This window comes from Pseudomonas sp. NPDC089918 (genome assembly GCF_050280605.1).
Classification (GTDB): Bacteria; Pseudomonadota; Gammaproteobacteria; order Pseudomonadales; family Pseudomonadaceae; genus Aquipseudomonas.
Map to the genome: position 1 here is coordinate 1 of NZ_JBNNVP010000041.1, position 24782 is coordinate 24782.

Sequence of the window (24782 nt, forward strand, 5' to 3'; positions counted from 1 at the left end):
CCACGGATCTGTACTGCGTCAACAGTCAGAATCGGGCTTTGTCCCTCCTCCTCCCTTCAAGTCCCAGCATACAAGCGGGCTTGCTCGCGAAAGCGGACTGTCAGTCAACAAAGAGGTTGAATGTGCCGGCCTCTTCGCGGGCAAGCCCGCTCCCACAGGATTGTGGGTGGATTCGAATGCTGGTTAAAAAACAACCACCGTTCTGTAGCCTACACCCCGCATGGCCTGCAGACCCTTTCACTCAGGTTATCCACAGGCGGTTCCACAGGCATTGTGGGTAAAGATCCATAACTCAGTGACAACCTGATGACTGCCAGACCCGTTGGGCGCTGTGATGGAGGATGCCATGACGGCGCGCCAGGGCCTTGCGGTCTTTGCTGTAACCGCCGCCGATCACGCCGACCACCGGAATATCCCGGCCCAGGCAATGACGCATCACGCTTTCATCGCGAGCGGCGACGCCTTCGTCTGTCAGCTTCAGATAACCCAGGGCGTCGTCCTTATGCACATCGACGCCGGCGTCGTACAGCACCAGGTCCGGTTGGTAGAGCGGCAGCAAATAGTTGAGTGCGTCGTCCACCACTTTCAGGTAATCGGCATCGCCCATGCCCATTGGCAACGGAATATCCCAATCACTTTCGGCTTTGCGTGCAGGAAAATTCTTTTCGCAGTGCAGGGAAACGGTTATCGCCTCAGGGGTGTTGTGCAGGATTCGTGCAGTCCCGTCACCCTGATGCACATCGCAGTCGAAGATCAGCACCCGATTCACTCGGCCACTTTCCAGCAGGTAATGGCTGATCACCGCCAGGTCATTGAAGATGCAGAACCCGGCGGGATGATCGTAATGCGCGTGGTGAGTGCCGCCGGCCAAGTGACAAGCCAAACCATGTTCCAGTGCCTGTTCGGCCGCCAGCAGCGAACCGCCGACCGCTCGCACCGTGCGCCGGGCCAGTGCTTCGCTCCAGGGCAAGCCGAGGCGTCGTTGATCTTCGCGGGACAATTCGCCGCCCATGTAGCGTTCGATATACGCAGGGTCATGGGCGAGGGCGAGAATCTCTGGCGGGCAGAGGTCCGGGCGCAGCAAATCGGTGTCGCGGGTCAGCCCACTGTCCACCAGGTGATCGCGCAGCAGGCGAAACTTGTCCATGGGGAAGCGGTGATCCGCCGGGAACTCGGGGCTGTAGTCTTCGTGGTAGATCAGTGGCAGGGGCATGGCAGATTTATACAGGAAGGCATGTAGGAATGAGTGAACGATCCTACCAGCGATGTAGACTTGCGGCATGGAAACGGGGGAGGAGGCACGATGGAGCCGATACTGGAACTCGAAAGCGCACGACTGTTGTTACGGCAGTGGCGTGATGAGGATTTGCCGGCGTTTGCGGCGATGTGCGCCGATCCACAAGTGATGCGTTATTTTCCGGCACCCTTGAGTCGACTGGAAAGTGCCTCGTTGATCGGGCGGATTCGCGGGCATTTTGCCGAGCATGGTTTCGGCCTCTGGGCACTGGAGCGCAAGGACACCGGGGCGTTCATCGGGTTTACCGGGCTGGGTGTGGTCGGCTTCGATGCGCCATTTACGCCGGCCACTGAAATCGGCTGGCGCCTGGCGCGCGAGCACTGGGGCCTGGGCTATGCCGGTGAAGCGGCGTGGACCGCTCTGCGCTGCGGGTTTGATCGGTTGGCGCTACAAGAGGTCGTTGCATTCACCACAAAGACCAATTTGCCATCCGAGAAAGTCATGCAAGCGATCGGCATGCACCATGCCCCCGCCGATGACTTCGAGCACCCGCGGCTTGCAGCCGATCATCCGCTGCGTCCGCACGTGTTGTACCGCATCACCCGTGAGCAATGGCTGCAAACCTTGCATGGATAAGCAGGCGCGGACGTTTACAATGGCCCTCATGTTGAAGCGGGCCATAAACTGAATCGACCGCCGCAGCCAAGACTGCGCGGCATTGCGTTGTGTGAGGAGAGTCTGAATGAGCCAAGTGTTGGAAGATCTGGTAGACCTGCTGACCCTGGAACCGATTGAAGAAAACCTGTTCCGTGGCCGCAGCCAGGACCTGGGGTTTCGTCAGTTGTTCGGCGGTCAGGTACTCGGCCAGTCCCTGTCGGCGGCCAGTCAGACAGTCGAGCCGGCGCGCCATGTGCATTCGATGCACGGTTATTTCCTGCGCCCGGGCGATGCCAAATTGCCGGTGGTGTATCAGGTCGATCGGGTGCGCGATGGCGGCAGTTTCAGCACACGCCGGGTGACGGCGATCCAGAAGGGCAATCCGATTTTCACCTGCAGTGCCTCGTTCCAGTACGACGAAGAAGGCTTCCAGCACCAGACTGAGATGCCGCAAGTAGTCGGCCCGGAAAACTTGCCGTCGGAGCTGGAACTCACCCAACAGCGCGCGCACCTGATCCCTGAACACATGCGCGAAAAACTGCTGTGCCCGAAACCGATCGAAGTCCGGCCGGTGACCGAAAAAGACCCCTACAACCCGCAGCCTGCCGATCCTGTCAAATACGTCTGGTTCCGCGCCGACGGTGCGTTGGCTGACACCCCGGCGCTGCACAAATACCTGCTGGCCTACGCGTCGGACTTCGGTCTGCTGACCACCTCGATGTTGCCCCACGGCAAATCGGTCTGGCAGAAAGACATGCAGGTCGCCAGCCTCGATCACGCCTTGTGGTTCCATGCCGACCTGCGCGCCGATGACTGGTTGCTGTACGCCATGGACAGCCCGTGGGCCGGCAACTCGCGCGGATTCTCCCGGGGCAGCGTGTTCAACCGTGCCGGGCAACTGGTAGCTTCGGTCACTCAGGAAGGCTTGATTCGTCATCGCAAGGATTGGGCATGAGCCTGGCTGAGGTGCGGCACTGGGTGTTCGACATGGACGGCACCCTGACGGTGGCGGTGCATGACTTCGCGGCGATTCGCGTGGCGTTGGCGATTCCCGCCGAACACGACATCCTGACCCACCTCGCTGCGCTGCCGGCCGATGAAGCAGCGGCCAAACACGCGTGGCTGCTGGAGCACGAGCGGGATCTGGCGTTGGGTTCGAAACCGGCGCCGGGCGCGGTGGAACTGGTGCGTGAGTTGGCCGGGCGCGGTTATCGCCTGGGCATTCTCACGCGCAATGCTCGTGAGCTGGCGCATGTCACGCTAGAGGCTATCGGCCTGGCCGACTGCTTTGCGGAAGAGGATGTACTGGGCCGCGATGAAGCACCGCCCAAGCCGCATCCTGGTGGGTTGCTGAAACTGGCCGAAGCCTGGAAGGTGCCGGCGAGCGAAATGGTGATGGTTGGTGATTACCGCTTCGATCTGGATTGCGGCCGGGCGGCGGGAACGCGGACGGTGTTGGTGAATCTGCCGGATAATCCTTGGCCGGAATTGGCTGATTGGCATGCTGCCGATTGCGTGGTGTTACGAGAAATGTTGTTGGCTTGAAGGCCCCATCGCGAGCAGGCTCGCTCCCACATTTTGATTTGCATCCGACGCAGATCCACTGTGGGAGCGAGCCTGCTCGCGATGGCGTCAGATCAGACACCGCAAAACTCACTGTCCGAACAACACCTTCTGCCCCTCAGGCGAGGTAAACATCCCATCCCCATTGTGCCCGACCCCAGGCACTTCAATGAGCTGCTGACTCAACCCTTGCGGATGGCGCCGTTTCAGATAATTGAAATAGTTGCGCCCACGAATCAATCGAGAAGCACCCTGGGCTTTGGCCTCGCAACTTTTATCCAGCGCCGGATGATTCGGGTCGACGTCCTGCTGCCCGAGTAAGTAAACGATGTCACGTTTGACATAGTTTTCTTCAAGTTGCGCAGGTGTTTGCCCATCGGCATAGGCGGGAAGATCGGCCAGCCCGTACTTCCAGCGATTGAAATTCGGACACCCCGCGTGACTGAACGCCACTGGCCGTTGCTCATTGAAGTAGGCATACGACGAAGGATTGGCGATCACATAGCGCACTTTCACGCCCTCCGCGTCGAGGGCTGGCTGAGGGTGACCCAGCAAGGCATAACGCTGAACCACCTGAGCGCCGCCGGAGTGACCGGCGATGACGATTTGCTTCACGTCCGGAAACTGTCGCCGATCACCCAAGCGAGCGATGATTTCGTCGAGCGCCGCATAGGCGCTCAGCGTAAACGGCGCGGTGGATAAACCGCCGGCCATCCAGTCATTGCCTTGCCAGCGTAAAACGCTGTCAGGTACCGCATGGCTCGCGACGTCGGTTTCGTTGAGAAACTGCGGGGCGAGTACCAAGGTGTTCGCGCTTTGCCCGGCCTGCTCGGTAGCGCGTTCGGCGCTTTGGCGATAGGTTTCAGCATCGCGTAATCGACCATGGACGATGATCACCACACGTTCGATTTTTTCCGGTGTCGGGCCCATGCTCACCGCGATTTCCCCGGCGCTCAACAGCAAGCGCCCGGAACTGATCGCCTTGACCCCTTGCTCGGCAGCCTGGGTGCTTGCGCAGGTGATTAACAGAACCAGCAGCCACTTACGCATCACAGATTCTTCGCGGCAAAGGTGTCGCACTGGCTGACCTGGCCCTGTGCGAATCCGGCCTTGAACCAGCGCACTCGCTGGGCCGAAGTGCCGTGGGTGAAGGAATCCGGCACCACGCGGCCCTGACCTTGCTGTTGCAAGCGATCGTCGCCGATGGCGTTGGCGGCGTTCAAGGCTTCTTCGATGTCACCGGGTTCCAGCCAGTTCAGACGTTTTTGCGCATTGTTGGCCCAGACGCCGGCCAGACAATCGGCCTGCAGTTCCTGACGCACCAGCAAACCATTGTCGCCTTCCATCTGCCGGCCCTGTTGGCGAGCGGTCTGGATTTTCGCTGAAACGCCGAGCAGGGTCTGCACGTGGTGTCCGATTTCGTGAGCGATTACGTAGGCCTGGGCGAAGTCGCCAGCGGCGGAAAAGCGCTGGGACATCTCCTGAAAGAAACTCATGTCCAAGTAGACCTTCTGGTCAGCCGGGCAATAGAAGGGACCGGTTGCTGAAGTCGCCAGGCCGCAGGCCGAGTTGACGCGGTTGCTGAACAGCACCAGGGTCGGGTCTTTATATTGCCGATCGGCCTGCTGGAAAATCTGGCGCCAGGTGTCTTCGGTATCGCCGAGGATCGAGCGCACGAATTCGGCCCCTTCATCATTGGCCGGTGGCGCCTTGCGGGTTTGGGTGGGGGCCGGGGCTGACTGTTCGCTCATTTGTCCGGTCAGTTGGCCGAGGATCTGCAGCGGGTCCTGGCCGGTGATCCAGCCAATCCCGACGATCAACAGGATTGCCGTCAGGCTCAGGCCCTTGCCTCCACCGAAGCGCATTCCACCGCCCCCACCACCGACATCATCGCCACGGGCATCGACCACGTTGTCGCTGCGTCGGCCTTTTTTCCAAAGCATGGGGGATCCTCTTTTTTACCTGATGAAGGCGCATGGTGATGAGTGTTGCCGGTGAGTAGGTATGGCGCCAGTCCGGTCGTCTGACAGCCCTTGGCGTCAGGGGTTCTCCTAAGTGACGACATTAGCGGTTTCATGGACGGACGGGTACTGCAGGTTCGGTCAAGACTGCTGCCGGACAGGTTCCAGATTTTGCTTCCTTCGAGTTGTCTTTTAGAATCAGTCAAATTTCGTTTTGGAATCCCCCATGGCAGGCAGTCAGATCGAACGTGTTTTCAGCGTGCTGGAAAGCCTTACCGGTGAACCTCAAGGTTTGCCGATGCAGACCCTGGCCGAGCAACTGGACATTCCCAAGAGCGCGACCCACCGTCTGCTCGCCGAGCTGATTCGTCTGGGGTATGTGCGGCAGAATCCGCAAAACCTGCGTTATCACTTATCGACCAAACTGGTCGCCATGGGCTTTCGTTACTTGTCCGGCAGTGGTGCGGACATTGTCCAGCCAGTGCTGGATCGGCTGGCCCGGGAGACCGGCGAGCTGGTGCGTCTGGGGGTGATCGAAGGCGAGCGCCAGACCTGGATCGCCAAATCCCAGGGAGCCCGTTCCGGCCTGCGTTACGACCCGGACATGGGGCGCGATGCGCCGCTGTTCTATACCGCTTCCGGGCATGCGTGGCTGGCCTGCATGAGCGATGCCGAAGCGTTGTCGCTGGTTGAGCGCCAGGCAATCGAGACGCCCGAGGGCCTGGGGCCCAATGCGCCACGCTCCAACATCGAACTGCTGGAGCGGCTGCGTCTGGCGCGGGAGCAGGGCTATGCCTGGGTCGAGGAAAGTTCGGCGGTAGGCACGTCGGCGATTGCTGCCGTTATCCGTCATCCCTTGCAGGGGCGAGTGATCGGCGTGCTCAGCATTGCCGGACCGAGCGCGCGGATGCCGGGGGCGCGACTGCATGAACTGGCGCCGACGTTGTTGGCGTTCGCCCAAGAGCTGTCGGCAGCGAGTCAGGCGTCGGAGCTCTTTAGCGGATAGCGCTTGCCCCCATCGATCCGGAAGTCGATTAAAAAACCGTGCGCTGTTCGCACACTTTCAGGCGGTGCGACTATAAGAATCTGGAACCGGGTTCTAAATTATTGGAATTATCCCGCCAGAAGAGAACCTCGCCTTGACGTCGTCTATCAGCACCCCGCTTTGCGGCGTCAATCATCCTTTCAAAGGCATCCTGCTGGTGGTGGTCGCCACCTTTCTGTTTTCCAGCCATGACGCCTTGTCGAAATACCTCTGCGGGTTTTATCCGGTCGTTATGGTGGTCTGGGCTCGCTATGTGATTCATACCTTGTTGATGGCCGGGATTTTTCTCCCGCAAGCCGGGTTGCGCGTCCTGCGCACCAAGCGGCCATTGCTGCAGTTGATGCGGGCGTTGTGTTTATTGGGAACCAGCCTGCTGTTTACCGGTGCGCTGTTGTTTATCCCGTTGGCCGAAGCCACGGCTGTGAATTTTCTTGCACCGGTATTGGTGACGGCGTTGTCGGTGCCACTGCTCGGTGAACAAGTGACGCGCGGGCAATGGCTGGCGGTGATTTTCGGGTTCATCGGGGTGTTGATCATCGTCCATCCCGGCGGCGAACTGTTCACGCCTGCGGTGTTGCTGCCGTTCTGCTCAGCGCTGTTTTTCTGCTTCTATCAATTGCTCACCCGCAAGCTCAGTGAAATCGATAGTCCGACCACCAGCAATTTTTTCGCCGGGCTCTGCAATACGTTGGTGATGAGTGCGCTGGTGCCGTTCTTTTGGCAAGTCCCAAGCGTGGGGCATGGGTTTTTGATGGTGGCGCTGGGGGCGTGTGGAATGACGGCGCATCTGTTTCTGACCCAGGCTTTCCGTCACGCCGCGCCCGCGTTGTTGGCGCCGTTCGGCTATTGCCAGATTGTCTTTGCAGGTTTGCTGGGCTGGTGGCTGTTTTCCCACACGCCGACCCTGACTACGGTGATCGGGATCGTGGTGATTTGCTGCAGCGGGTTGGCAGCGGCGTGGCAACAACGGCGTCGACAAGAGGAAGGCGGCAGGCCTGGAATCAGGCCCGCCGGGGGAAGGGAGTTTACGCGGTGACGGTAGGGATTTTGCGCGGTGCCATGAAGTACATCCAGGTCAGCGCGATGAAGTACATCGCCGGAATCATGGTGAACAGTACGGTGTAGTTGTTGTTGGTGACCGTCAGAATGTGGCCGACCAACTGGGTCATGAACATCCCGCCGATCGCCGCGCACATCCCGCCGAAGCCGAACACCGTACTCATCATGTGCTTGGGCGTGTAGTCCATCACCAGGCTCCAGATGTTCGCGGTCCAGGCCTGGTGCGCACCGATGGCCAGGGAGATGGCGAACACCGCGAGCCACAGGTTGCTTGAGCCGGCGGCCATGACCACGCCGATAATGCAGCAGGCGAACAGGAACATGGACATCAATCGCGCCTTGATCGGGTTGATCCCGCGACCGATCAGGAACGAGGACAGAATCCCGCCGCCGACACTGCCGAAGTCAGCCGTGAGGTAGATGATGATCAGCGGGATACCCATCTGGGTCACGTTGATCCCCAGGTTGTATTGCTGATTGAGGAACGGCGGCAGCCAGTACAGGTAGAACCAGAACACCGGCGCGGTGATCGAGTAGGCGAGGGCGAAGGCCCAGGTGCCACGCATGCGCAGGATTCGCGAGAACGGTACGCGAGATTGTTCCGGCTCGACTTCCTTCTGGATGTAGTCCAGTTCCGATTGCTTGACGCTCGGATGATCTTCCGGGTTGAAGTACTTCAGACCCCAGAACAGCAACCAGATGCCGCCCAGTGCCGCCATGCACAGAAACGCGGCTTGCCAGCCCCAGGCGTGGAGGATCAGCGGCAGCAGCATCGGCGTGAACATCGCGCCGACGTTGGTCCCGGCGTTGAAGATGCCGGTGGCCACGGCGCGCTCGCCAGCGGGGAACCACAACCGGGTGGTTTTCACGCAGGCCGGGTAATTCGCCGCCTCAGTCAAACCGAGAATGAACCGGCAGACCATGAAGCCCACCGCCGAAGTGGCCAGCCCGTGAGCACCGGTGGCCAGGCTCCAGAGCAGCACCGCGCAGAAGAACACGCGTTTCACGCCGACCCGGTCGATCAACCGGCCCTGCAGCACAAAGCCGATGGCGTAGCCGACCTGAAACCAGAAGTTGATGTTGGCGTAGTCCATCGCCGTCCAGCTCATTTCCTTGGCCAGGATCGGTTGCATCACGCCCAGGGCGGCGCGGTCGATGTAGTTCAGGGTGGTGGCGAAAAATACCAGTGCCAGCATTCCCCAACGGGTTTTGCCGACGGCCATGGCGCCGCGGATTTTGTCGCCGATGCCGCCAGTGGCGACGCTTTGGGCCGAAGCCACGCGAGAGCTTTGAGAAGGAAACATGTATGCCATCCGTTCAATGACTGACAAGCGAGGCTTGTCGGGACTTCAAGGGCGCGTGATCAATCGATGGCGACGGGCGCGGGTGAGATTGATCGGCTGAGGTGTTCTCGTCAGGTGACGACAACGTTTTATTCAGCGAGCGGCACGGTTCGGCCGAGGGGGCGCAAGCTTCGGATGGATGCCAGGCGAGGTGCGAGGGCGGTGGAGCAAGCAAACAAGGCGTTGAATGAGCGCATGAGCGTGTACCCGTTTTTTGAAATTTTTATGTGGTGTTCAGGGTCTTTGGTAACCGAGTCCATGGGTCGTGACCGGACTCAATGTGTAGTCGATGTTGCGCAGTGGACGAAAAATCGTCAATTCGCCAACCGCCATTGTGTTCGATAATCGCCCGCAAAACTAACTGGGTAGTACACTTTGAATTGCTGTGTGGATTCGTCAAGCCAATAATTTACCCAACAAGAATGTCCCCACCACCGGGAGTCGACACATGCAGCGTTCCATTGCCACCGTTTCCTTGAGCGGTACCCTGCCGGAAAAACTTGAAGCCATCGCCGCCGCCGGTTTTGACGGGGTGGAAATTTTTGAAAACGACCTTCTCTACTACGACGGCAGCCCTCGGGAAATCAGGCAGATGTGCGCCGATCTCGGGATCGCCATCACGCTGTTTCAACCCTTTCGGGATTTCGAAGGTTGCCGCCGCGATCGCCTGCCGCGCAATCTGGAACGGGCCGAGCGCAAGTTCGATTTGATGCAGGAACTGGGCACCGACCTGGTGCTGGTGTGCAGCAACGCCTCGGCCGACTCCATCGGTGATGAGCAGATCCTGGTCGATGACTTGCGCCTGCTCGCCGAACGGGCCGGCGCTCGTGGTTTGCGGATCGGCTACGAAGCGCTGGCGTGGGGTCGACACGTGAACACGTATCAGCAGGTGTGGAACATCGTGCGCCAGGCCGATCATCCGAGCCTCGGCGTATTGCTGGACAGTTTTCATACGTTGTCGCTCAAGGGCGATCCGAGCGCCATCGCCGAGATTCCCGGTGACAAAATCTTCTTCGTGCAAATGGCCGACGCGCCGATCCTGGCCATGGACGTGCTGGAGTGGAGCCGACATTTCCGTTGCTTCCCGGGCCAGGGCGAATTCGATCTGCCGGGCTTTCTCGCGCCGATCATCAAAAGTGGCTACACCGGCCCGCTGTCGCTGGAGATCTTCAACGACGGCTTCCGTGCCGCACCGCCACGGGCCAACGCCGCCGACGGTTTGCGTTCGTTGCTGTACCTGGAAGAGAAAACCCGGCAGCGTCTGGAGCAGGAATCTACGCCAGCGGCCAATCGCGACATTCTGTTCGACACCCCAAGCGCCAGCGAATACAACGGCATCGAGTTTCTTGAGTTCGCCGTGGACGAAAGCCTCGGCGCCAAGCTGACCCATTGGCTGGAGCGGCTGGGTTTCGTCAAGGCCGGGCAGCACCGTTCCAAGAGTGTCAGCCTGTTGCGTCAGGGCGATATCAACCTGATCCTCAACTCCGAGCCTTATTCTTTCGCTCACAGTTTTTTCGAGTCCCATGGTCCGTCGCTGTGCGCCACCGCCGTGCGGGTCATGGACAGCGCCAGTGCGCTGGCCCGTGCTGTGGCTTACAAAGGCCAGCCCTATCGCGGCCTCGTTGGCCCCAATGAGCTGGAACTGGCAGCGGTGCGAGCGCCGGACGGCAGCCTGATTTACCTGGTGGACCAGAACGCTGACGTCTACGGCACCGACTTCAACCTGCAACCGACGGCCGTGGCCAGCGGTGGCCTCAAGCGTATCGATCACATGGCGATGGCGCTGCCCGCCGACAGCCTCGACAGCTGGGTGCTGTTCTATAAAAGCCTGCTGGATTTCGAAGCCGACGATGAAGTGGTGCTGCCTGATCCGTATGGTTTGGTGAAGAGCCGCGCATTGCGCAGCCGTTGCAGTTCGATCCGCCTGCCGCTGAACATTTCCGAGAACCGCAACACCGCCATCTCACACGCGCTGTCGAGTTATCGCGGTTCCGGCGTGCATCACATCGCTTTCGATTGCGACGACATCTTTGCCGAAGTCAGCCGCGCCAAGGAGGCGGGCGTGCCGCTGCTGGATATCCCGCTCAACTACTACGATGACCTCGCCGCGCGGTTCGATTTCGACGATGAGTTCCTCAGCGAACTGGCCTATTTCAACGTGCTTTACGACCGCGATGCTCAGGGCGGCGAGCTGTTTCATGTGTACACCGAGCCGTTCGAAGGGCGCTTCTTCTTTGAAATCATCCAGCGCAAAAATGGCTACGCGGGTTACGGCGCGGCCAACGTCGCGGTGCGACTGGCGGCGATGGCTAAATCGCGAAGTGGTGGCGTACGTCAGGCAAAGTTGTAGGAAAATCGTAAACACGGATACATAACTGCTGCCTCGCGGCTTCCTTCACTGTGCGCGGCAGCCCATAATCGCCAGCTTGTGCAGTGATGGCCGTGAGCCCGCAATGACAATAATTACAGAACTCTCCGTAGCGCCCGAAACGCCACTTGCCGAGCCTCGCAAGAGTCGCAAGAACAACCCGGAAAAGACCCGCGAGAACATTCTTCAAGAGGCCATTGTCGAGTTCGTTCAGCAGGGGCTTTCCGGTGCGCGCGTCGATGCAATTGCCGAACGCATCCACACCTCAAAACGCATGATCTATTACTACTTTGGCAGTAAGGAACAGCTCTACGTCGAGGTGCTGGAGAAACTCTACGGGGATATCCGCAGCACCGAGAACCGTCTGCACCTGGCCGAACTGGCGCCGGTGGAAGCGATTCGACGGTTGGTGGAGTTCACCTTCGATCACCATGATCGCAACGTCGATTTCGTGCGTATCGTCAGCATCGAGAACATTCACAACGCCGAGTATGTGAAGCGCTCCGATGCGATCAAGGCGATGAACAACACCATCCTCGATTCACTGGGCGAGATTTTGCGTCGCGGCTGCGAAGAAGGTGTATTTCGCACCGACCTCGATCCATTGGATGTGCATCTGCTGATCAGCTCGTTTTGCTTCTATCGCGTATCGAATCGTCATACCTTCGGTGAGATCTTTCAGATCGACTTGCCGGACGAAAGCATCAAGCAGCGTCATCGGGAGATGATTTGCGAGTCGGTTTTGCGATATCTGCAGGCCTGAGCTGTGGCGAGGGGGCTTGTCGGAACGCCGCATCGCCCCGTTGGGCTGCGAAGCAGCCCTCAATTTCCTCAACCATTCATGCTCTGAAAATGCGCCAGCATCCTCTGAGCATCCGGCACCACGCCGCTGAACAGTTCAAACGCCTTCACCGCCTGAAACACCGCCATGTTGCCGCCATCCAGAGTTCGGCAACCCAGCGCGCGAGCGTTGCGCAGCAGTTCGGTTTCCAGCGGGAAGTAGACGATCTCCGCAACCCACAACTGCGCCCGAAGCAGCTCTACCGGTACTGGCATGCCCGGCAGTTTTTTCATGCCCATCGGCGTGGTATTCACCAAGCCGTCTGCCTGACCCAACGTGCCTGGCAAGTCATGACCAGCCACGGCGCGACCAAAACCAAAATGCTGATTGAGGTTGTTCGCCAACGACTGAGCGCGACTTTGATCCACATCGAAAATGCTCAGCAGCTGTACGCCTTCGCTCAATAGCGCGTGGGCCACTGCCGCGCCTGCGCCACCAGCGCCCATTTGTACGACGCGCTCAAGAGCAACGCCCTGCAAGCCACGGCGAAAGCCTTCGGCAAAACCCAGGCAATCGGTGTTGTGGCCGATGCGTTTACCGTCCTTCAGTACCACCGTGTTCACCGCGCCAATACCGCGGGCTTCCGGCGACAATTCGTCCAGCAACGGAATGATCGTCTGCTTGCACGGGAAGGTGATGTTCAGCCCGGTGAAATTCATCCGTTCGGCGGCCATCAGCAGGTCGGGCAGGGCACTGCTGTCGAGCTTCAATTGATCCAGATCGATCAACCGATACAGGTAACGCAAACCCTGAGCGTCACCTTCATGCTCGTGCAGCGCGGGAGTGCGGGAAGCCTGAATGCCGGCACCGATCAGCCCGGCCAATACCACGGTGTTCTGTGTCATGACGCTTAACCTTCCAAACGATGGCTGAAATGCTCCAGCGCCAAACGATAGCCGTGGCTGCCGAAACCGCACATGACCGCAGTGGCGATGGACGAAACAAAGGAGTGATGCCGGAAGGGTTCACGGGCATGGACGTTGGACAGATGCACTTCGATCACCGGCAGTTCGCTGGCGACCAAGGCATCGCGAATGGCGACCGAGGTGTGAGTCCAGGCGGCCGGATTGATGACGATCCCGGCGCAGCGACCACGGGCGGCGTGAATCCAGTCGAGCAGTTCGCCTTCATGGTTGGTCTGGCGAAATTCCACTGCCAGGCCGAACTCTTCGGCAGCGCGACCGCACAGCGCTGAAATGTCTGCCAGGGTTTCGTGGCCGTAAGTCGCCGGTTCACGGGTGCCCAGCAGGTTCAGGTTCGGGCCGTTGAGCACCAGAACGATAGGGGACATCGGGTCTCTCCACATATTATTTTTGGCATTGGCCGAGGGTTTCAGCCTGTGAGGAGAAATTGTACTAACTGGTTAATAAGGTCAATTGAAGAGGACGTCGGACCTGGATTATTTGTGCGGTGATCGGACATGCGCAAAAAGATCGCAGCCTTCGGCAGCTCCTGCAGGTGCGATCTTTTCAGCGAGGCAGATGCTCAACCAGAAAATCGATAAACGCTCTTAGCCGCAACGGCACATGGCGGCTTTGCGGATACAGCAGAGTGAAAGGGCGGGAGCGTCCGCCATAGGGCTTGAGCACTTCCACCAGCGAACCGTCCGCCAGTTCCTTTTCGACGATGAAGCGATAGGTTTGAAAGATTCCGGCACCGCTTTTTGCCAGCGTCACGCCGCCCAATACGTCATCGGAACAGCAGTAGTTGCCCTCGGCAAGAATCTCCAGCGACACATCGTTGTCGTTGAACAGCCAGGCAATCCGCCGTCCACTGCTGGGCAGTTCGTACTGGATGCATTCGTGCTGAGCCAAGTCATCCAGGGTCTGCGGGGTGCCGGCGCGCTTCAGGTAATCAGGGCTGGCAATCATCACCAGCGCGGCGTCCTCCAACGGCCGTGCAATCAGCCCGGAGTCGGGAATGGCCCGCACACGGATTGCCATGTCATAGCCTTCGCCGACGAAATCGATGTTGCGATTGCTGATGTGTGCCTCGACTTTCACGGCGGGAAAGCGCGTCCGAAACGCAGGCAGCAAGGGCAGGATTCGATGATGGGCATAGGTCGTGGGAATGCTGATGCGCAAAGTGCCAGAAGGTTCTTGCTGCTGCCCCATCACCTCGCGCTGGGCCTCGACCAGTTGTGCGAGAGCCTCGCGACATTCCTCGAAGTAACGCCGGCCACTGTCGGTCAGCTTGACGCTGCGGGTGGTACGCGCAAACAGCCGCACGCCCAAGCGTTCTTCCATGCGCGACACCGAGCGACTGACCGCGGCCGGCGTCACACCCGCCACTAGAGCTGCTGCGGTAAAGCTGCCTGCTTCGGCGGCCAGGCAAAACAGTTCGATGCTGCCTAATTGAAGATCGTCGAAATGTCGCTGCATGATTGATTACACCGGGAATCAAATGAAGTGTTTGAAGGCTATGTTTATCAAATGAGGGCACATAAATACAGGGTGTTTCACCTGCCAGTGCCGAGTTCAGCACCGGCCAGGCGATGCGGCGCTTTGATCGCCCACAAAAAAGCCGTCCAGTGGACGGCTGATTTGTATATGGAGGCTGCGATCAACGACGGGTCAACAACACCCCGGATTCCATGTGATGGGTCCACGGAAACTGGTCGAACATCGCGCATTGGGTAATGCGGTGGGTGTCGTGCAGTTGGGCGATGTTTGCCGCGAGGGTTTCCGGGTTGCAGGAAATGTAGAGGATATTGTCGAAGCGTCGGGTCAGTTCGCAAGTGTCCGGGTCCATGCCGGCGCGGGGCGGGTCGACGAACACGCTACCGAATTCGTAGCTCTTGAGGTCGATGCCGTGCAGGCGGCGGAACGGACGAACTTCGTTCAGTGCTTCGGTCAGTTCTTCGGCAGACAAACGCACCAGCGTGACGTTATCCACTGCGTTTTCGCTCAGGTTGCTGAGCGCTGCATTGACCGAGGTCTTGCTGATTTCGGTGGCCAGCACTTTGCGCACGCGGGTCGCAAGCGGCAGGGTGAAGTTGCCGTTACCGCAATACAGCTCCAGCAAATCGTCGGAGCGATCGCCGAGGGCGTCATACGCCCAGTTGAGCATCTTCTGGTTCACCGTGCCGTTGGGTTGGGTGAACGCGCCTTCCGGCTGGCGATAGCTGAAGGTGCGGCTGCCTACTTCGAGTTTCTCGACCACGTAATCGTGACCGATCACTTCGCGTTTGCCTTTCGAGCGACCGATGATGCTGACATTCAGGTCGGCTGCCAGTTTCGACGCCGCTGCGTGCCAGTGCTCGTCCAGCGGGCGGTGATAGCACAGGGTGATCATCGCATCGCCAGCCAGGGTGGTGAGGAACTCCACCTGAAACAACTTGTGGCTCAGGGCCGCACTCGCTTGCCACGCCGCCTTGAGTTGCGGCATCAACTGGTTGATGCGCAGGCTTGCGATCGGGAATTCTTCGATCAGGATCGGCGTGCGTTTGTCTTCCTGGGAAAACATTGCGTAGTGGCGCTCACCGGCTTCGCGCCACAGGCGGAACTCGGCACGCAGGCGAAAGTTTTTCAGCGGCGAATCGAACACCGCAGGTTCGGGTGCATCGAACGGAGCCAGCAGATCACGCAGGCGCGTGACCTTTTCTTCGAGCTGAACGGCGTAGGCCTGGGAATCAAAAGTCATGCGTTGAACCAACCCAACTTGATCACGAACAGAATCGACAGAATCACCAGCGCCGAATTCAACTCACGGCCGCGACCGGACAGCAACTTGATGGCTGTCCAGGAGATGAAACCGAAGGCGATGCCGTTGGCGATGGAATAAGTGAATGGCATGGCCAGGGCTGTGACCACGACCGGTGCGGCGACGGTGATGTCGTCCCAGTCTATTTCCGCCAGGCCGGATGTCATCAGTACGGCGACGAACAGCAACGCAGGTGCGGTGGCGAAGGCTGGAACGCTGGCCGCCAATGGCGAGAAGAACAGCGCCAGCAGGAACAGAATAGCGACCACGATGGCGGTCAGGCCGGTGCGGCCACCGGCACTCACGCCGGCTGCGGATTCGATGTAACTGGTGGTGGTCGAGGTGCCCAGCAAGGAACCGGCCATGGCTGCGGTGCTGTCGGCGATCAGGGCGCGGCCCATTTTCGGCATGTGGCCGTCCTTGCCCATCAGGCCGGCGCGCTTGGCGACGCCGATCAGGGTGCCGGAGTTGTCGAACAGGTCGACGAACAGGAAGGCGAAGATCACGCTGACCAGACCGATGTCCAGAGCGCCTTTGATGTCCAGTTGCAGGAAGGTCGGCGCCAGCGACGGCGGCATCGACATCACGCCACCGAACGGGGTGAAGCCCAACAGGATGGAGACAATGGTCACCGACAGAATGCCGATCAGCACAGCACCGCGCACTTTCAGGGCTTCGAGGGCAACGATCAGGGCAAAACCAAGGGTCGCGAGAATCGGTGCCGGTTGCTTCAGATCGCCGAGGCCGACCATGGTCGCCGGGTTGCTGACCACGATGCCGGCGTTGTGCAGGGCGATCAGGGCCAGGAACAGGCCGATACCGGCGGCAATCGCCGAGCGTAGCGCCAGCGGGATGCTGTTGATGATCCATTCACGGATGCGGAAGATCGACAGCAGGAAAAACATCACCGCCGAGATGAACACCGCGCCCAACGCCACTTGCCAGGTGTGGCCCATGTGCAGGACCACGGTGTAGGTGAAGAAGGCATTCAGGCCCATGCCCGGCGCGAGGGCGATCGGGTAGTTGGCGATCAGGCCCATGGTCGCCGAGCCGATGGCGGCTGCCAGACAGGTGGCGACAAACACCGCACCTTTGTCCATGCCGGTCTCGCCGAGGATGCTCGGGTTGACGAACAGAATGTAGGCCATGGCCAAAAAAGTCGTAACGCCCGCCAGAATCTCGGTCCGCACGTTGGTGTTGTGTGCCTTGAGTTGAAACAGCCTTTCCAGCATGTCTGCTCCCCGTGGCGCGCCCGGCGCCGTGAATGTATCGACCTCAACAGCAAAGCACAGGCCGCTGCAGGCGCCTGGGTATTTTCTGTGGGTCGGAAAAAGCCGCGCATCATACCAGCAGCGTGGGGCTATGGCTGCTTATGGCTGCGATCGTCGTCGATGTTTTGCACAAAAGGGAACTGCGCCATACTGCGCGCTGTTTTTTTGGGGGAGGGAGGGGGTAGATATGTATTGCATTAATAAGCGTGTGATTGCGGCATTTGGATTGCTGCTCAGCTGTTTCATCGGAGCGCAAACAGCCTCTGCAGCCATGGCTCAACCGTTGAGCCAGGTGAAGGTGCTCAAGGTCGAATCGCCATCCTGTGGATTTGAAAGTATTGCGGACGGCCAGGCGCAAACCCGTTGCGACCACAAAGGGCCAAACATCAAGGTGTATGTGCTGGAGGTCGGCTACGGCCGTGCAGCCCATGTCGCACTGGACGGTTTCGAGGTGGACGGCACCCGCACCCCTGTCTGTGCTTTTGATACCGGCAACCTGACCGAGTGCTCCGCCGGGAAAAAAACCGTCGGCTATCTGTACATCTTCAACCTGGCAGGCAAGCAGGACGGCACCTTCACGTTCAGCAACACCTCGATCAATGCTCCCGGCAACACGATGTCGACGCAGCTTTACATCAAGTAACGGCTGGCCTCGAACAAGGGTCAGGAAAGCTGACTACGCTTTAAAGATTATCCTGTGGACCGCGCCCATGACCTTTAGAGCCCTGATTACCCTCGCCGAGGGCATCGACGATCTGCAAACCGTGACCCTGATCGATGTGCTGCGCCGCGCCAAGGTTGAAGTGGTGGTGGCCAGCATCGAGGCACGGCGCATGCTCACCTGCGCTCGCGGCACCCGCTTGACCGCCGATGCGATGTTGGTGGATTTGCTCGCCCAACCCTTCGACTTGATCGTGCTGCCTGGCGGTGCCGTAGGGGCGCAGCATTTGGCGGCCCACCAACCCTTGCAACAATTGATCAAGGACCAGGCCGCCGCCGGGCGCCTGTTCGCCGGTATTGCCGAATCTCCGGCACTGGCGCTGCAAACCTTTGGCGTTTTGCGCCAGCGGCGCATGACTTGCCTGCCCACGGTCAGCAATCAACTGTCGGGTTGCAACTTCATCGATCAACCGGTGGTGGTCGATGGCAACTGCATCACTGCTCAGGGCTCGGGCGCCGCGTTGGAGTTTGCGCTGACGCTGGTGGAGCAACTCTGCGGCAAAGCCACGCGGTCGACGGTGGCGGGGGAGTTGGTGGTCTAGTGAATGTCAGGCGTGGATAGCAATCGGTTCGATGAAGGGTTGCTCACGCTGCTCCGCTTGCCAGAGATCGTAGTCGATCTGAACCCCTAACCACATCCGGGCCTTACCGATTCCAGCCCGCTCCAGACGTACCGCCAGGTCCGGACTGATGGGCGCATGGCCGTGCAGCACTCGCGAAAGATGCGGGCGGGCGAATCCAAGGTGCCTGGCCAGTTCGGTGACGCTGACACCAAGCTCGGGCAATACATCCATCAAGAGTGTTTCGCCAGGGTGTGGCGGGTTGTGCATGGGCATGGTCCTGCCTCCTGTCAGTGGTAATCCAGATAGTCGACCAGTTCGATATCCGAACCAATAAAACGAAAAATAACCCGCCAGTTCCCCGAAATGCTGAGTGACCAATATTCGATCAGATCGCCCTTGAGCGGATGTAATCGCCATCCCGGAAGGTCGAGGTCGTCGGGGGCCACTGCGCGATCCATGAACTGCAGCATGCGAGCCAGACGTTTCGCATGATCTGCTCGAATCCCACGAGTCGAACCGGTTTCGTAGAAGCCACGAAGGCCTTTGTGCTGAAAGGATTTGATCATGCTCGAAGTGTAAGGCGATACATTACACTTGATGCACTATCTATGTATTGCACTTGGTCGGAGAATTTATGCTTTGTGCTGATTTCCAGTCTTTTGGAAGCAGGTAGGGGACTTCCGTATCCTGAGCTACATCAGGCCCTGACTTCTTCCACAGGCACATGCATTCGGTCGCGGTTGGCCAGGGTCGGGAACAGTTTGATCCAGGCCCCGGTCACCATCAGCGTACCGATACCGCCCATGACCACTGCCGGCACCGTGCCGAACCAGTGTGCCGTCAAGCCGGATTCGAACTCGCCGAGCTGATTCGAAGCGCCGATGAACAAGCCATTCACAGCGCTGACCCGGCCGCGCATCTCGTCCGGGGTTTCCAGTTGCACGAATGAGGCGCGGATCACCATGCTGATCATGTCCGCTGCGCCCAATACCACCAGCACGGCGAGAGAGAACCAGAACGAAGTCGACAGGCCGAAAGCGATGGTCGCCACGCCGAATACACCCACGGCCGTGAACATCACCCGCCCGACGTTTCGCTCTACGGCAAATCGCGCCAGAAACAGCGACATCAGCAGCGCACCGACTGCAGGGGCCGAACGCAGCAGGCCCAGCCCCCACGGGCCAGTCAGCAGAATGTCTTTGGCGAACACCGGCAGCAACGCGGTCGCGCCGCCCAGCAGGACGGCAAACAGATCCAGGGAAATCGCCCCGAGAATGTCCGGGCGACTGCGAATGAAGCGGATACCCGCCAGCAGCGAATCCAGGGTGGCCTTGCCCTTGTTCAGCGGTGTCTGCCGGGCCGGAAGGTTGAGCATCAACGCACAGGCGATGAGGTAAAGGATCACTGTCGGGCCATACACCCAGACGCTGCCGAAGGCGTAGAGCAAACCGCCGAGGGCCGGGGCGACGATGGTGGCCGATTGTTGCGCAGACTGCGCAGCGGCAACGGCGCGGGGGAATAACGCGCTGGGCACGATGCTCGGCAGCAAGGCCTGAGTCGTCGGCATTTCGAAAGACCGGGCGGCGCCGAGCAGGAACGCAAGGATGAAGATCATCTCCCGGGTGACCTGGTCGGTCGCGCTGCCGATGGCCAGCGACAGGGCGATCAGCGCTTGCAAGAACTGACAGATCGCCGCGACCTTGCGCCGGTCATAGCGGTCCGCGACATGCCCTGTGTGCAGCATGAACAACACGCGAGGGGCAAATTCCACCAACCCCACCAGGCCCAGATCGAGCACATTGCCCGTCAGTTGATACAGATTCCAGCCGATTGCCACCGTGAGCATCTGAAAACCGCTGGCGGTAAATACCCGAGCCAGCCAGAACGCGATAAACGGGCGATGATGACGTAACAGCAGGGGCGCTTGGTTGGGCATCTGAAGGCAGGTCTGGGCAAGGGGAAGGGCGAGATTATCACCAACCTGTAACCGGAAGTTGCGGGGTGGGGAAATTTAGTTAGCTAAACACCGATCTATAGAGCATGAAATCCCTGTGGCGAGGGGGCTTGCCCCCGTTGGGCTGCGAAGCGGCCCCAGACCTTTACGACTGCTGCGCAGCCGAACGGGGGCAAGCCCCCTCGCCACAGTTAGTTCACCCATCTAAAAATGTATTGCAATGCATGACCAACCCCATGAGGCAACCTGTCACGCGGCAATAGACCACACCGTCCATCGGCAAAAATGCGACTACTCTTTCAACGTTGCTTGATCCAGATCAACACCCTTCGTGGAATTGATCCGGCGGCCAGATGGCCAGACTCCCTACGTTTGTGATGATGGTACAAAAAGAACGAATTCGAATTCGCCACACTCCATATCCGTGGGGGCAGTGGGTGTAGGCCGCAAGCCTTCAGCCGGTATTACCTGACAGAGGAAGACTTATGTTCGGTTTGGAGGCACTTGATCTCGCCCGGATTCAGTTCGCATTCACCATTTCGTTTCACATCCTGTTCCCGGCCATCACGATTGGCCTGGCGAGTTACCTGGCGGTGCTCGAAGGCCTGTGGCTGAAAACGCACAACGACACTTACCGCGATCTGTACCATTTCTGGTCGAAGATCTTTGCCGTCAACTTCGGCATGGGCGTAGTTTCCGGTTTGGTCATGGCCTATCAGTTCGGCACCAACTGGAGCCGTTTCTCGGACTTCGCCGGTTCGGTGACCGGGCCGTTGCTGACCTATGAAGTGCTCACCGCCTTCTTCCTCGAAGCCGGTTTCCTCGGCGTCATGCTGTTCGGCTGGAACAAGGTCGGGCGCAAGCTGCACTTCTTCGCTACCGTCATGGTGGCCATCGGCACCCTTATTTCTACCTTCTGGATTCTGGCCTCCAACAGCTGGATGCAGACCCCGCAAGGCTACGAGATCGTCAACGGCCAGGTCATTCCAGTGGACTGGCTGGCGATTATCTTCAACCCGTCGTTCCCCTACCGCCTGATGCACATGGCCACGGCGGCGTTCGTTGCGACCGCGTTCTTCGTAGGCTCGTCGGCGGCCTGGCACTTGCTGCGCGGCAAGGACAACCCGGCCATCCGCACCATGCTCTCGATGGCGATGTGGATGGCACTGATCGTTGCCCCGATTCAGGCGGTTATCGGTGACTTCCATGGCCTCAATACCCTCAAGCATCAGCCGGCGAAAATCGCTGCGATCGAAGGCCACTGGGAAAACCACGGCGACGAACCGACGCCGCTGATTCTGTTCGGCTGGCCGGACATGAAAGCCGAGAAGACCAAATTCGCGGTAGAAATTCCGTACCTCGGCAGCCTGATCCTGACCCACACCCTGGACAAACAGGTCCCTGCGCTCAAGGAATTCCCGCCTGAAGACCGGCCGAATTCGACCATCGTGTTCTGGTCGTTCCGGATCATGGTCGGTCTGGGCATGCTGATGATCTTCACCGGTATGTGGAGCCTGTGGCTGCGCAAGCGCGACAAGCTGTATACCTCACGTCCATTCTTGTACCTGGCGCTGTGGATGGGGCCGTCCGGCCTGATCGCGATCCTCGCCGGCTGGTTCACCACTGAAATTGGCCGTCAGCCGTGGGTGGTTTATGGGTTGATGCGCACGGCGGATGCGTCCTCCGGGCACAGCTTCGTGCAGATGAGCATCACCTTGATCATGTTCGTTGTGGTGTATTTCGCACTGTTCGGTGCCGGTCTTGGCTACATGATGCGCCTGGTGCGCAAAGGGCCGAAGATCGACGAAGGCAAGGAAACCAACGAAGGCGGTCCTGGCCAGAAACGCACACCAGCCCGTCCGCTGTCCGCAGCCGATGACGATGGCACCGAAGCTGATAACAGCCCCAGCCTGACCAAGGAGATTTGAATCATGGGTATTGATCTTCCGCTGATCTGGGCCGTGATCATCATCTTCGGCATCATGATGTATGTGGTCATGGACGGCTTCGACCTGGGAATCGGCATTCTCTTCCCGTTCATCAAGGGCAAAAGCGATCGTGACGTCATGATGAACACCGTCGCTCCGGTCTGGGACGGCAACGAAACCTGGTTGGTATTGGGTGGCGCGGCATTGTTCGGCGCTTTCCCGCTGGCCTATTCGGTGGTGCTCTCGGCGCTGTACCTGCCGCTGATTTTTATGCTGATCGGGTTGATTTTCCGCGGTGTGGCCTTCGAGTTCCGCTTCAAGGCCAAGGATGACAAGCGTCACCTCTGGGACAAGGCCTTCATCGGTGGCTCGATCGCCGCAACGTTCTTCCAGGGCGTGGCATTGGGTGCGTTCATCGATGGGCTGCCGGTGGTCAACCGTCAGTTCGCCGGCGGTTCACTCGACTGGCTGACACCGTTCACGATGTTCTGCGGTGCGGCGTTGGTGGTGGCTTATGCGCTGCTCGGTTGCACGTGGCTGATCATGAAGACCGAAGGCAAGCTGCAGGAGCAGATGCATGATCTGGCGCGCCCGTTGGCCTTCGTGTTGCTGGCGGTGATTGGCATTGTCAGCATCTGGACGCCATTGGCCCATGCCGAGATCGCCGCCCGCTGGTTTACCCTGCCAAACCTGTTCTGGTTCTTGCCGGTGCCAATTCTGGTGCTGGTGACCCTGTACGGTCTGATTCGCGCGGTGGCCCGCAATGCGCACTACACGCCATTCCTGCTGACCCTGGTGCTGATCTTCCTCGGCTATAGCGGTCTGGGTATCAGCCTGTGGCCGAACATCGTGCCGCCGTCGATCTCGATCTGGGACGCCGCCGCACCGCCGCAAAGCCAGGGCTTCATGCTGGTGGGCACGCTGTTCATCATCCCGTTCATCCTGGGTTACACCTTCTGGAGCTACTACGTATTCCGCGGCAAGGTCACCCACGAAGATGGTTACCACTAGCCGACTACGGCGCAGGATTGATACCTGCGCCGTTGCAGAGGAGAAAGCGATGATGGCTGGAAAACCTGATTTGCAGGAAATCGAAGCTGCCGAGAAAAAGCCGCTCTGGCAGCGACTCGGCTGGCTGGCGATGATCTGGACCGGCAGCGTCGTGGCACTGTTCATCGTGGCCACGCTAATGCGGATGTTCATGAATGCCGCGGGCCTGAGTACCCACTGAACTTCCCATCCCGTTGCCTTACGGCACGGATTTATAACCCTCCTGCGATGGAGGGTTTTTTTGTCCGTGATTATTTGCGTGCTTTGAGAATCACGAACTTGGGTGTGGCCGCGACTTGCTCGACGCCGCGGAACAACCGCGCCAGCTTGCTGTGATAACCCAGGTGACGGTTGCCGACTATGTACAGCGCGCCGCCCACCACCAACGATTCACGCGCCTGCTGGAACATCCGCCAGGCCAGGAAATCGCCGACCACTTGCTGTTGGTGAAACGGCGGATTGCACAGCACCACGTCCAGGGATTGAGGTTCCTGCTCTGCCAGACCATCGCCGGCCCGCACGATCACGTCACGATCGCCCAGCGCCGCGCGCCAGTTTTCAGCGGCCGATTGCACCGCCATGAACGATTCGTCCACCAGCGTGTAGTGCGCCTCAGGGTTTTGCAGGGCACTGGTAATCGCCAGCACGCCGTTGCCACACCCCAGATCGGCAACCCGTGCTGCGCCGAGGTTCTTTGGCAAGTGCGGCAAAAAGGCCCGCGTGCCGATATCCAGCCCTTCGCGGCAGAACACATTGGCGTGATTGAGCAGTTCGATCGCAGGGGCGTCGAGTCGATAGCGGGTCGGGTAGGGGGAGGTCGCGGGCGCTTTGTCTTGGGGCGTGGCGATCAGCAGCCGAGCCTTCTTGACGGCCAACGAGGCTTGCACCGGGCCGATATAGCGCTCCAGCAGATCGCCCGCAGCGCGTGGCAAATGCTTCACCATCGCGGCAGCAATCACTTGAGCGCCAGGAGCCAGTTGCCCTTGTAGCCGGATCAGTTGCTCTTCCAGCAGGGCCAGGGTTTTCGGTACCCGGATCAATACCCGGTCAAACGGCCCGACGAATATTTCGCTGGCAGGCACCTTCGGCACTGCATCAAACGTCTGGCCATTGCGTATCAGGTTCTTTTCCAGCCCCTGAAACGCCAGAAACGAATCGCCGCTGCTGGTCACCCGAACCTTGCCCGCCAGGCTGGCGGCCAAAGCGCCGAAGCTGTCGTTGAGCACCAGCACGCGGGTATCGGCTGCCGGTTGTTGCCCGGCCAGATGAGTGAGCAGGTATTCGTCTGCGGCATCAAAGGCTTGCAACGGTTCGTTCGGCTGTTCTGGCTGGCGGATCAGATCGAGTTGAGCGAAGGGGGTTTCGAGCAGAGGCATGAGACGGGGGGCTCTGGGTAATCAGCGGAGGATAATCAACGAGTGGCCCGCCGCGCAGAGGCTTATAACGGGCGAGCCATTCCGAGTGGACTACGTCGTGGAATTTCACACGGCATCACTCAGGACTGGATCACAGATGGTACG

Annotated in this window: 25 protein-coding genes; 12 read left to right on the plus strand and 13 right to left on the minus strand. The window is 59.5% G+C overall.

The window, feature by feature from the left end; translation table 11 throughout:
• Positions 1–292: 292 nt before the first annotated feature.
• On the minus strand, positions 293–1213 hold the full coding sequence (locus ACQKPC_RS23965) for a histone deacetylase family protein (RefSeq protein ID WP_008070042.1): 921 nt from the start codon (positions 1211–1213) through the stop codon (positions 293–295).
• Positions 1214–1303: 90 nt separating this feature from the next.
• Between ACQKPC_RS23965 and ACQKPC_RS23970 the strand changes: the two genes are divergently transcribed.
• The 3 genes from ACQKPC_RS23970 (at position 1304) to ACQKPC_RS23980 (ending at position 3439) form a co-directional block, all read left to right on the plus strand.
• Entirely contained in the window at positions 1304–1873 is a 570-nt protein-coding gene (locus tag ACQKPC_RS23970; protein WP_427626757.1) for a GNAT family N-acetyltransferase, read from the plus strand.
• 106 nt (positions 1874–1979) lie between these two features.
• Positions 1980–2849, plus strand: a complete 870-nt coding sequence (gene tesB, locus ACQKPC_RS23975; protein ID WP_038981425.1) for an acyl-CoA thioesterase II — start codon at positions 1980–1982, stop codon at positions 2847–2849.
• On the plus strand, positions 2846–3439 hold the full coding sequence (locus tag ACQKPC_RS23980) for an HAD family hydrolase (protein ID WP_427626760.1): 594 nt from the start codon (positions 2846–2848) through the stop codon (positions 3437–3439). Before tesB ends, ACQKPC_RS23980 begins: the two co-directional genes overlap by 4 nt.
• A gap of 108 nt (positions 3440–3547) precedes the next feature.
• On the opposite strand, the gene ACQKPC_RS23985 is transcribed toward ACQKPC_RS23980, so the two are convergent.
• Both ACQKPC_RS23985 and ypfJ read right to left on the minus strand, forming a co-directional pair.
• A complete protein-coding gene (locus ACQKPC_RS23985; protein WP_427626762.1) occupies positions 3548–4507 on the minus strand; it encodes an alpha/beta fold hydrolase in 960 nt (319 codons plus the stop codon).
• Positions 4507–5400, minus strand: a complete 894-nt coding sequence (gene ypfJ / locus ACQKPC_RS23990) for a KPN_02809 family neutral zinc metallopeptidase (protein WP_063342447.1) — start codon at positions 5398–5400, stop codon at positions 4507–4509. The genes ACQKPC_RS23985 and ypfJ overlap by 1 nt, the downstream gene beginning before the upstream one ends.
• 244 nt (positions 5401–5644) lie before the next feature.
• Here ypfJ and ACQKPC_RS23995 point away from each other — a divergent pair, with 244 nt between their 5' ends.
• Entirely contained in the window at positions 5645–6424 is a 780-nt protein-coding gene (locus ACQKPC_RS23995) for an IclR family transcriptional regulator (protein WP_427626764.1), read from the plus strand.
• Between the two features lie 133 nt (positions 6425–6557).
• Entirely contained in the window at positions 6558–7499 is a 942-nt protein-coding gene (locus ACQKPC_RS24000) for a DMT family transporter (protein ID WP_427626766.1), read from the plus strand.
• Here the strand turns inward: ACQKPC_RS24000 and ACQKPC_RS24005 are convergent.
• Positions 7489–8826: an MFS transporter gene (locus tag ACQKPC_RS24005; RefSeq protein ID WP_427626768.1), complete on the minus strand. Its 1338-nt coding sequence runs from the start codon at positions 8824–8826 to the stop codon at positions 7489–7491. The two genes, ACQKPC_RS24000 and ACQKPC_RS24005, sit on opposite strands and share 11 nt — an antisense overlap.
• Before the next feature lie 487 nt (positions 8827–9313).
• Between ACQKPC_RS24005 and quiC the strand changes: the two genes are divergently transcribed.
• Together quiC and ACQKPC_RS24015 are read left to right on the plus strand one after the other, a co-directional pair.
• Positions 9314–11215, plus strand: coding sequence for a 3-dehydroshikimate dehydratase QuiC (quiC, locus tag ACQKPC_RS24010; protein ID WP_427626770.1), 1902 nt, complete (start codon positions 9314–9316; stop codon positions 11213–11215).
• Positions 11216–11318: 103 nt separating this feature from the next.
• Positions 11319–11996 carry a TetR family transcriptional regulator gene (locus ACQKPC_RS24015; protein ID WP_427626772.1) on the plus strand — a complete coding sequence of 226 codons (678 nt, stop codon included), beginning with the start codon at positions 11319–11321 and terminating at the stop codon, positions 11994–11996.
• A gap of 68 nt (positions 11997–12064) precedes the next feature.
• Here ACQKPC_RS24015 and ACQKPC_RS24020 read toward each other — a convergent pair whose 3' ends face one another.
• The 5 genes from ACQKPC_RS24020 to ACQKPC_RS24040 form a co-directional block, all read right to left on the minus strand.
• Positions 12065–12919 (minus strand): shikimate dehydrogenase, encoded by an 855-nt coding sequence (locus ACQKPC_RS24020; RefSeq protein WP_008070017.1) that lies wholly within the window; start codon positions 12917–12919, stop codon positions 12065–12067.
• A gap of 5 nt (positions 12920–12924) precedes the next feature.
• Positions 12925–13365 (minus strand): type II 3-dehydroquinate dehydratase, encoded by a 441-nt coding sequence (gene aroQ, locus ACQKPC_RS24025; protein ID WP_427626774.1) that lies wholly within the window; start codon positions 13363–13365, stop codon positions 12925–12927.
• Positions 13366–13543: 178 nt separating this feature from the next.
• Positions 13544–14455, minus strand: a complete 912-nt coding sequence (locus ACQKPC_RS24030) for a LysR family transcriptional regulator (RefSeq protein ID WP_427626776.1) — start codon at positions 14453–14455, stop codon at positions 13544–13546.
• 181 nt (positions 14456–14636) lie between these two features.
• A complete protein-coding gene (gene trmA, locus ACQKPC_RS24035) occupies positions 14637–15716 on the minus strand; it encodes a tRNA (uridine(54)-C5)-methyltransferase TrmA (protein WP_427626778.1) in 1080 nt (359 codons plus the stop codon).
• Complete coding sequence (locus tag ACQKPC_RS24040) at positions 15713–17008, minus strand: NCS2 family permease (RefSeq protein ID WP_007895297.1); 1296 nt, start codon at positions 17006–17008, stop codon at positions 15713–15715. The genes trmA and ACQKPC_RS24040 overlap by 4 nt, the downstream gene beginning before the upstream one ends.
• A 226-nt stretch (positions 17009–17234) precedes the next feature.
• Between ACQKPC_RS24040 and ACQKPC_RS24045 the strand changes: the two genes are divergently transcribed.
• Positions 17235–17690, plus strand: a complete 456-nt coding sequence (locus ACQKPC_RS24045; RefSeq protein ID WP_427626818.1) for a DUF4879 domain-containing protein — start codon at positions 17235–17237, stop codon at positions 17688–17690.
• Positions 17691–17757: 67 nt separating this feature from the next.
• On the plus strand, positions 17758–18309 hold the full coding sequence (locus tag ACQKPC_RS24050) for a DJ-1 family glyoxalase III (protein ID WP_008070008.1): 552 nt from the start codon (positions 17758–17760) through the stop codon (positions 18307–18309).
• Between the two features lie 6 nt (positions 18310–18315).
• Here the strand turns inward: ACQKPC_RS24050 and ACQKPC_RS24055 are convergent, their stop codons facing one another.
• The 3 genes from ACQKPC_RS24055 to ACQKPC_RS24065 all read right to left on the minus strand — a co-directional run bounded on the left by ACQKPC_RS24055 (position 18316) and on the right by ACQKPC_RS24065 (position 20266).
• Complete coding sequence (locus tag ACQKPC_RS24055) at positions 18316–18603, minus strand: HigA family addiction module antitoxin (protein WP_218398824.1); 288 nt, start codon at positions 18601–18603, stop codon at positions 18316–18318.
• A 14-nt stretch (positions 18604–18617) separates the two neighbouring features.
• Positions 18618–18896 (minus strand): type II toxin-antitoxin system RelE/ParE family toxin, encoded by a 279-nt coding sequence (locus ACQKPC_RS24060; protein WP_192345368.1) that lies wholly within the window; start codon positions 18894–18896, stop codon positions 18618–18620.
• A gap of 131 nt (positions 18897–19027) precedes the next feature.
• Complete coding sequence (locus ACQKPC_RS24065; protein WP_427626782.1) at positions 19028–20266, minus strand: MFS transporter; 1239 nt, start codon at positions 20264–20266, stop codon at positions 19028–19030.
• 503 nt (positions 20267–20769) lie between these two features.
• Here ACQKPC_RS24065 and ACQKPC_RS24070 point away from each other — a divergent pair.
• Genes ACQKPC_RS24070 through ACQKPC_RS24080 form a run of 3 tightly spaced genes read left to right on the plus strand, consistent with a single transcriptional unit; the run spans position 20770 to position 23443 of the window.
• Positions 20770–22212 (plus strand): cytochrome ubiquinol oxidase subunit I, encoded by a 1443-nt coding sequence (locus ACQKPC_RS24070; RefSeq protein WP_427626784.1) that lies wholly within the window; start codon positions 20770–20772, stop codon positions 22210–22212.
• 3 nt (positions 22213–22215) lie between these two features.
• Positions 22216–23223 (plus strand): cytochrome d ubiquinol oxidase subunit II, encoded by a 1008-nt coding sequence (gene cydB, locus ACQKPC_RS24075; protein ID WP_007895284.1) that lies wholly within the window; start codon positions 22216–22218, stop codon positions 23221–23223.
• A gap of 52 nt (positions 23224–23275) precedes the next feature.
• The gene (locus tag ACQKPC_RS24080) at positions 23276–23443 is read left to right on the plus strand and encodes a DUF2474 domain-containing protein (protein ID WP_095054680.1); all 168 of its coding nucleotides are present in this window, start codon (positions 23276–23278) and stop codon (positions 23441–23443) included.
• A 70-nt stretch (positions 23444–23513) separates the two neighbouring features.
• Here the strand turns inward: ACQKPC_RS24080 and ACQKPC_RS24085 are convergent, their stop codons facing one another.
• Positions 23514–24638: a methyltransferase gene (locus ACQKPC_RS24085; RefSeq protein WP_427626786.1), complete on the minus strand. Its 1125-nt coding sequence runs from the start codon at positions 24636–24638 to the stop codon at positions 23514–23516.
• Between the last annotated feature and the right edge of the window lie 144 nt (positions 24639–24782).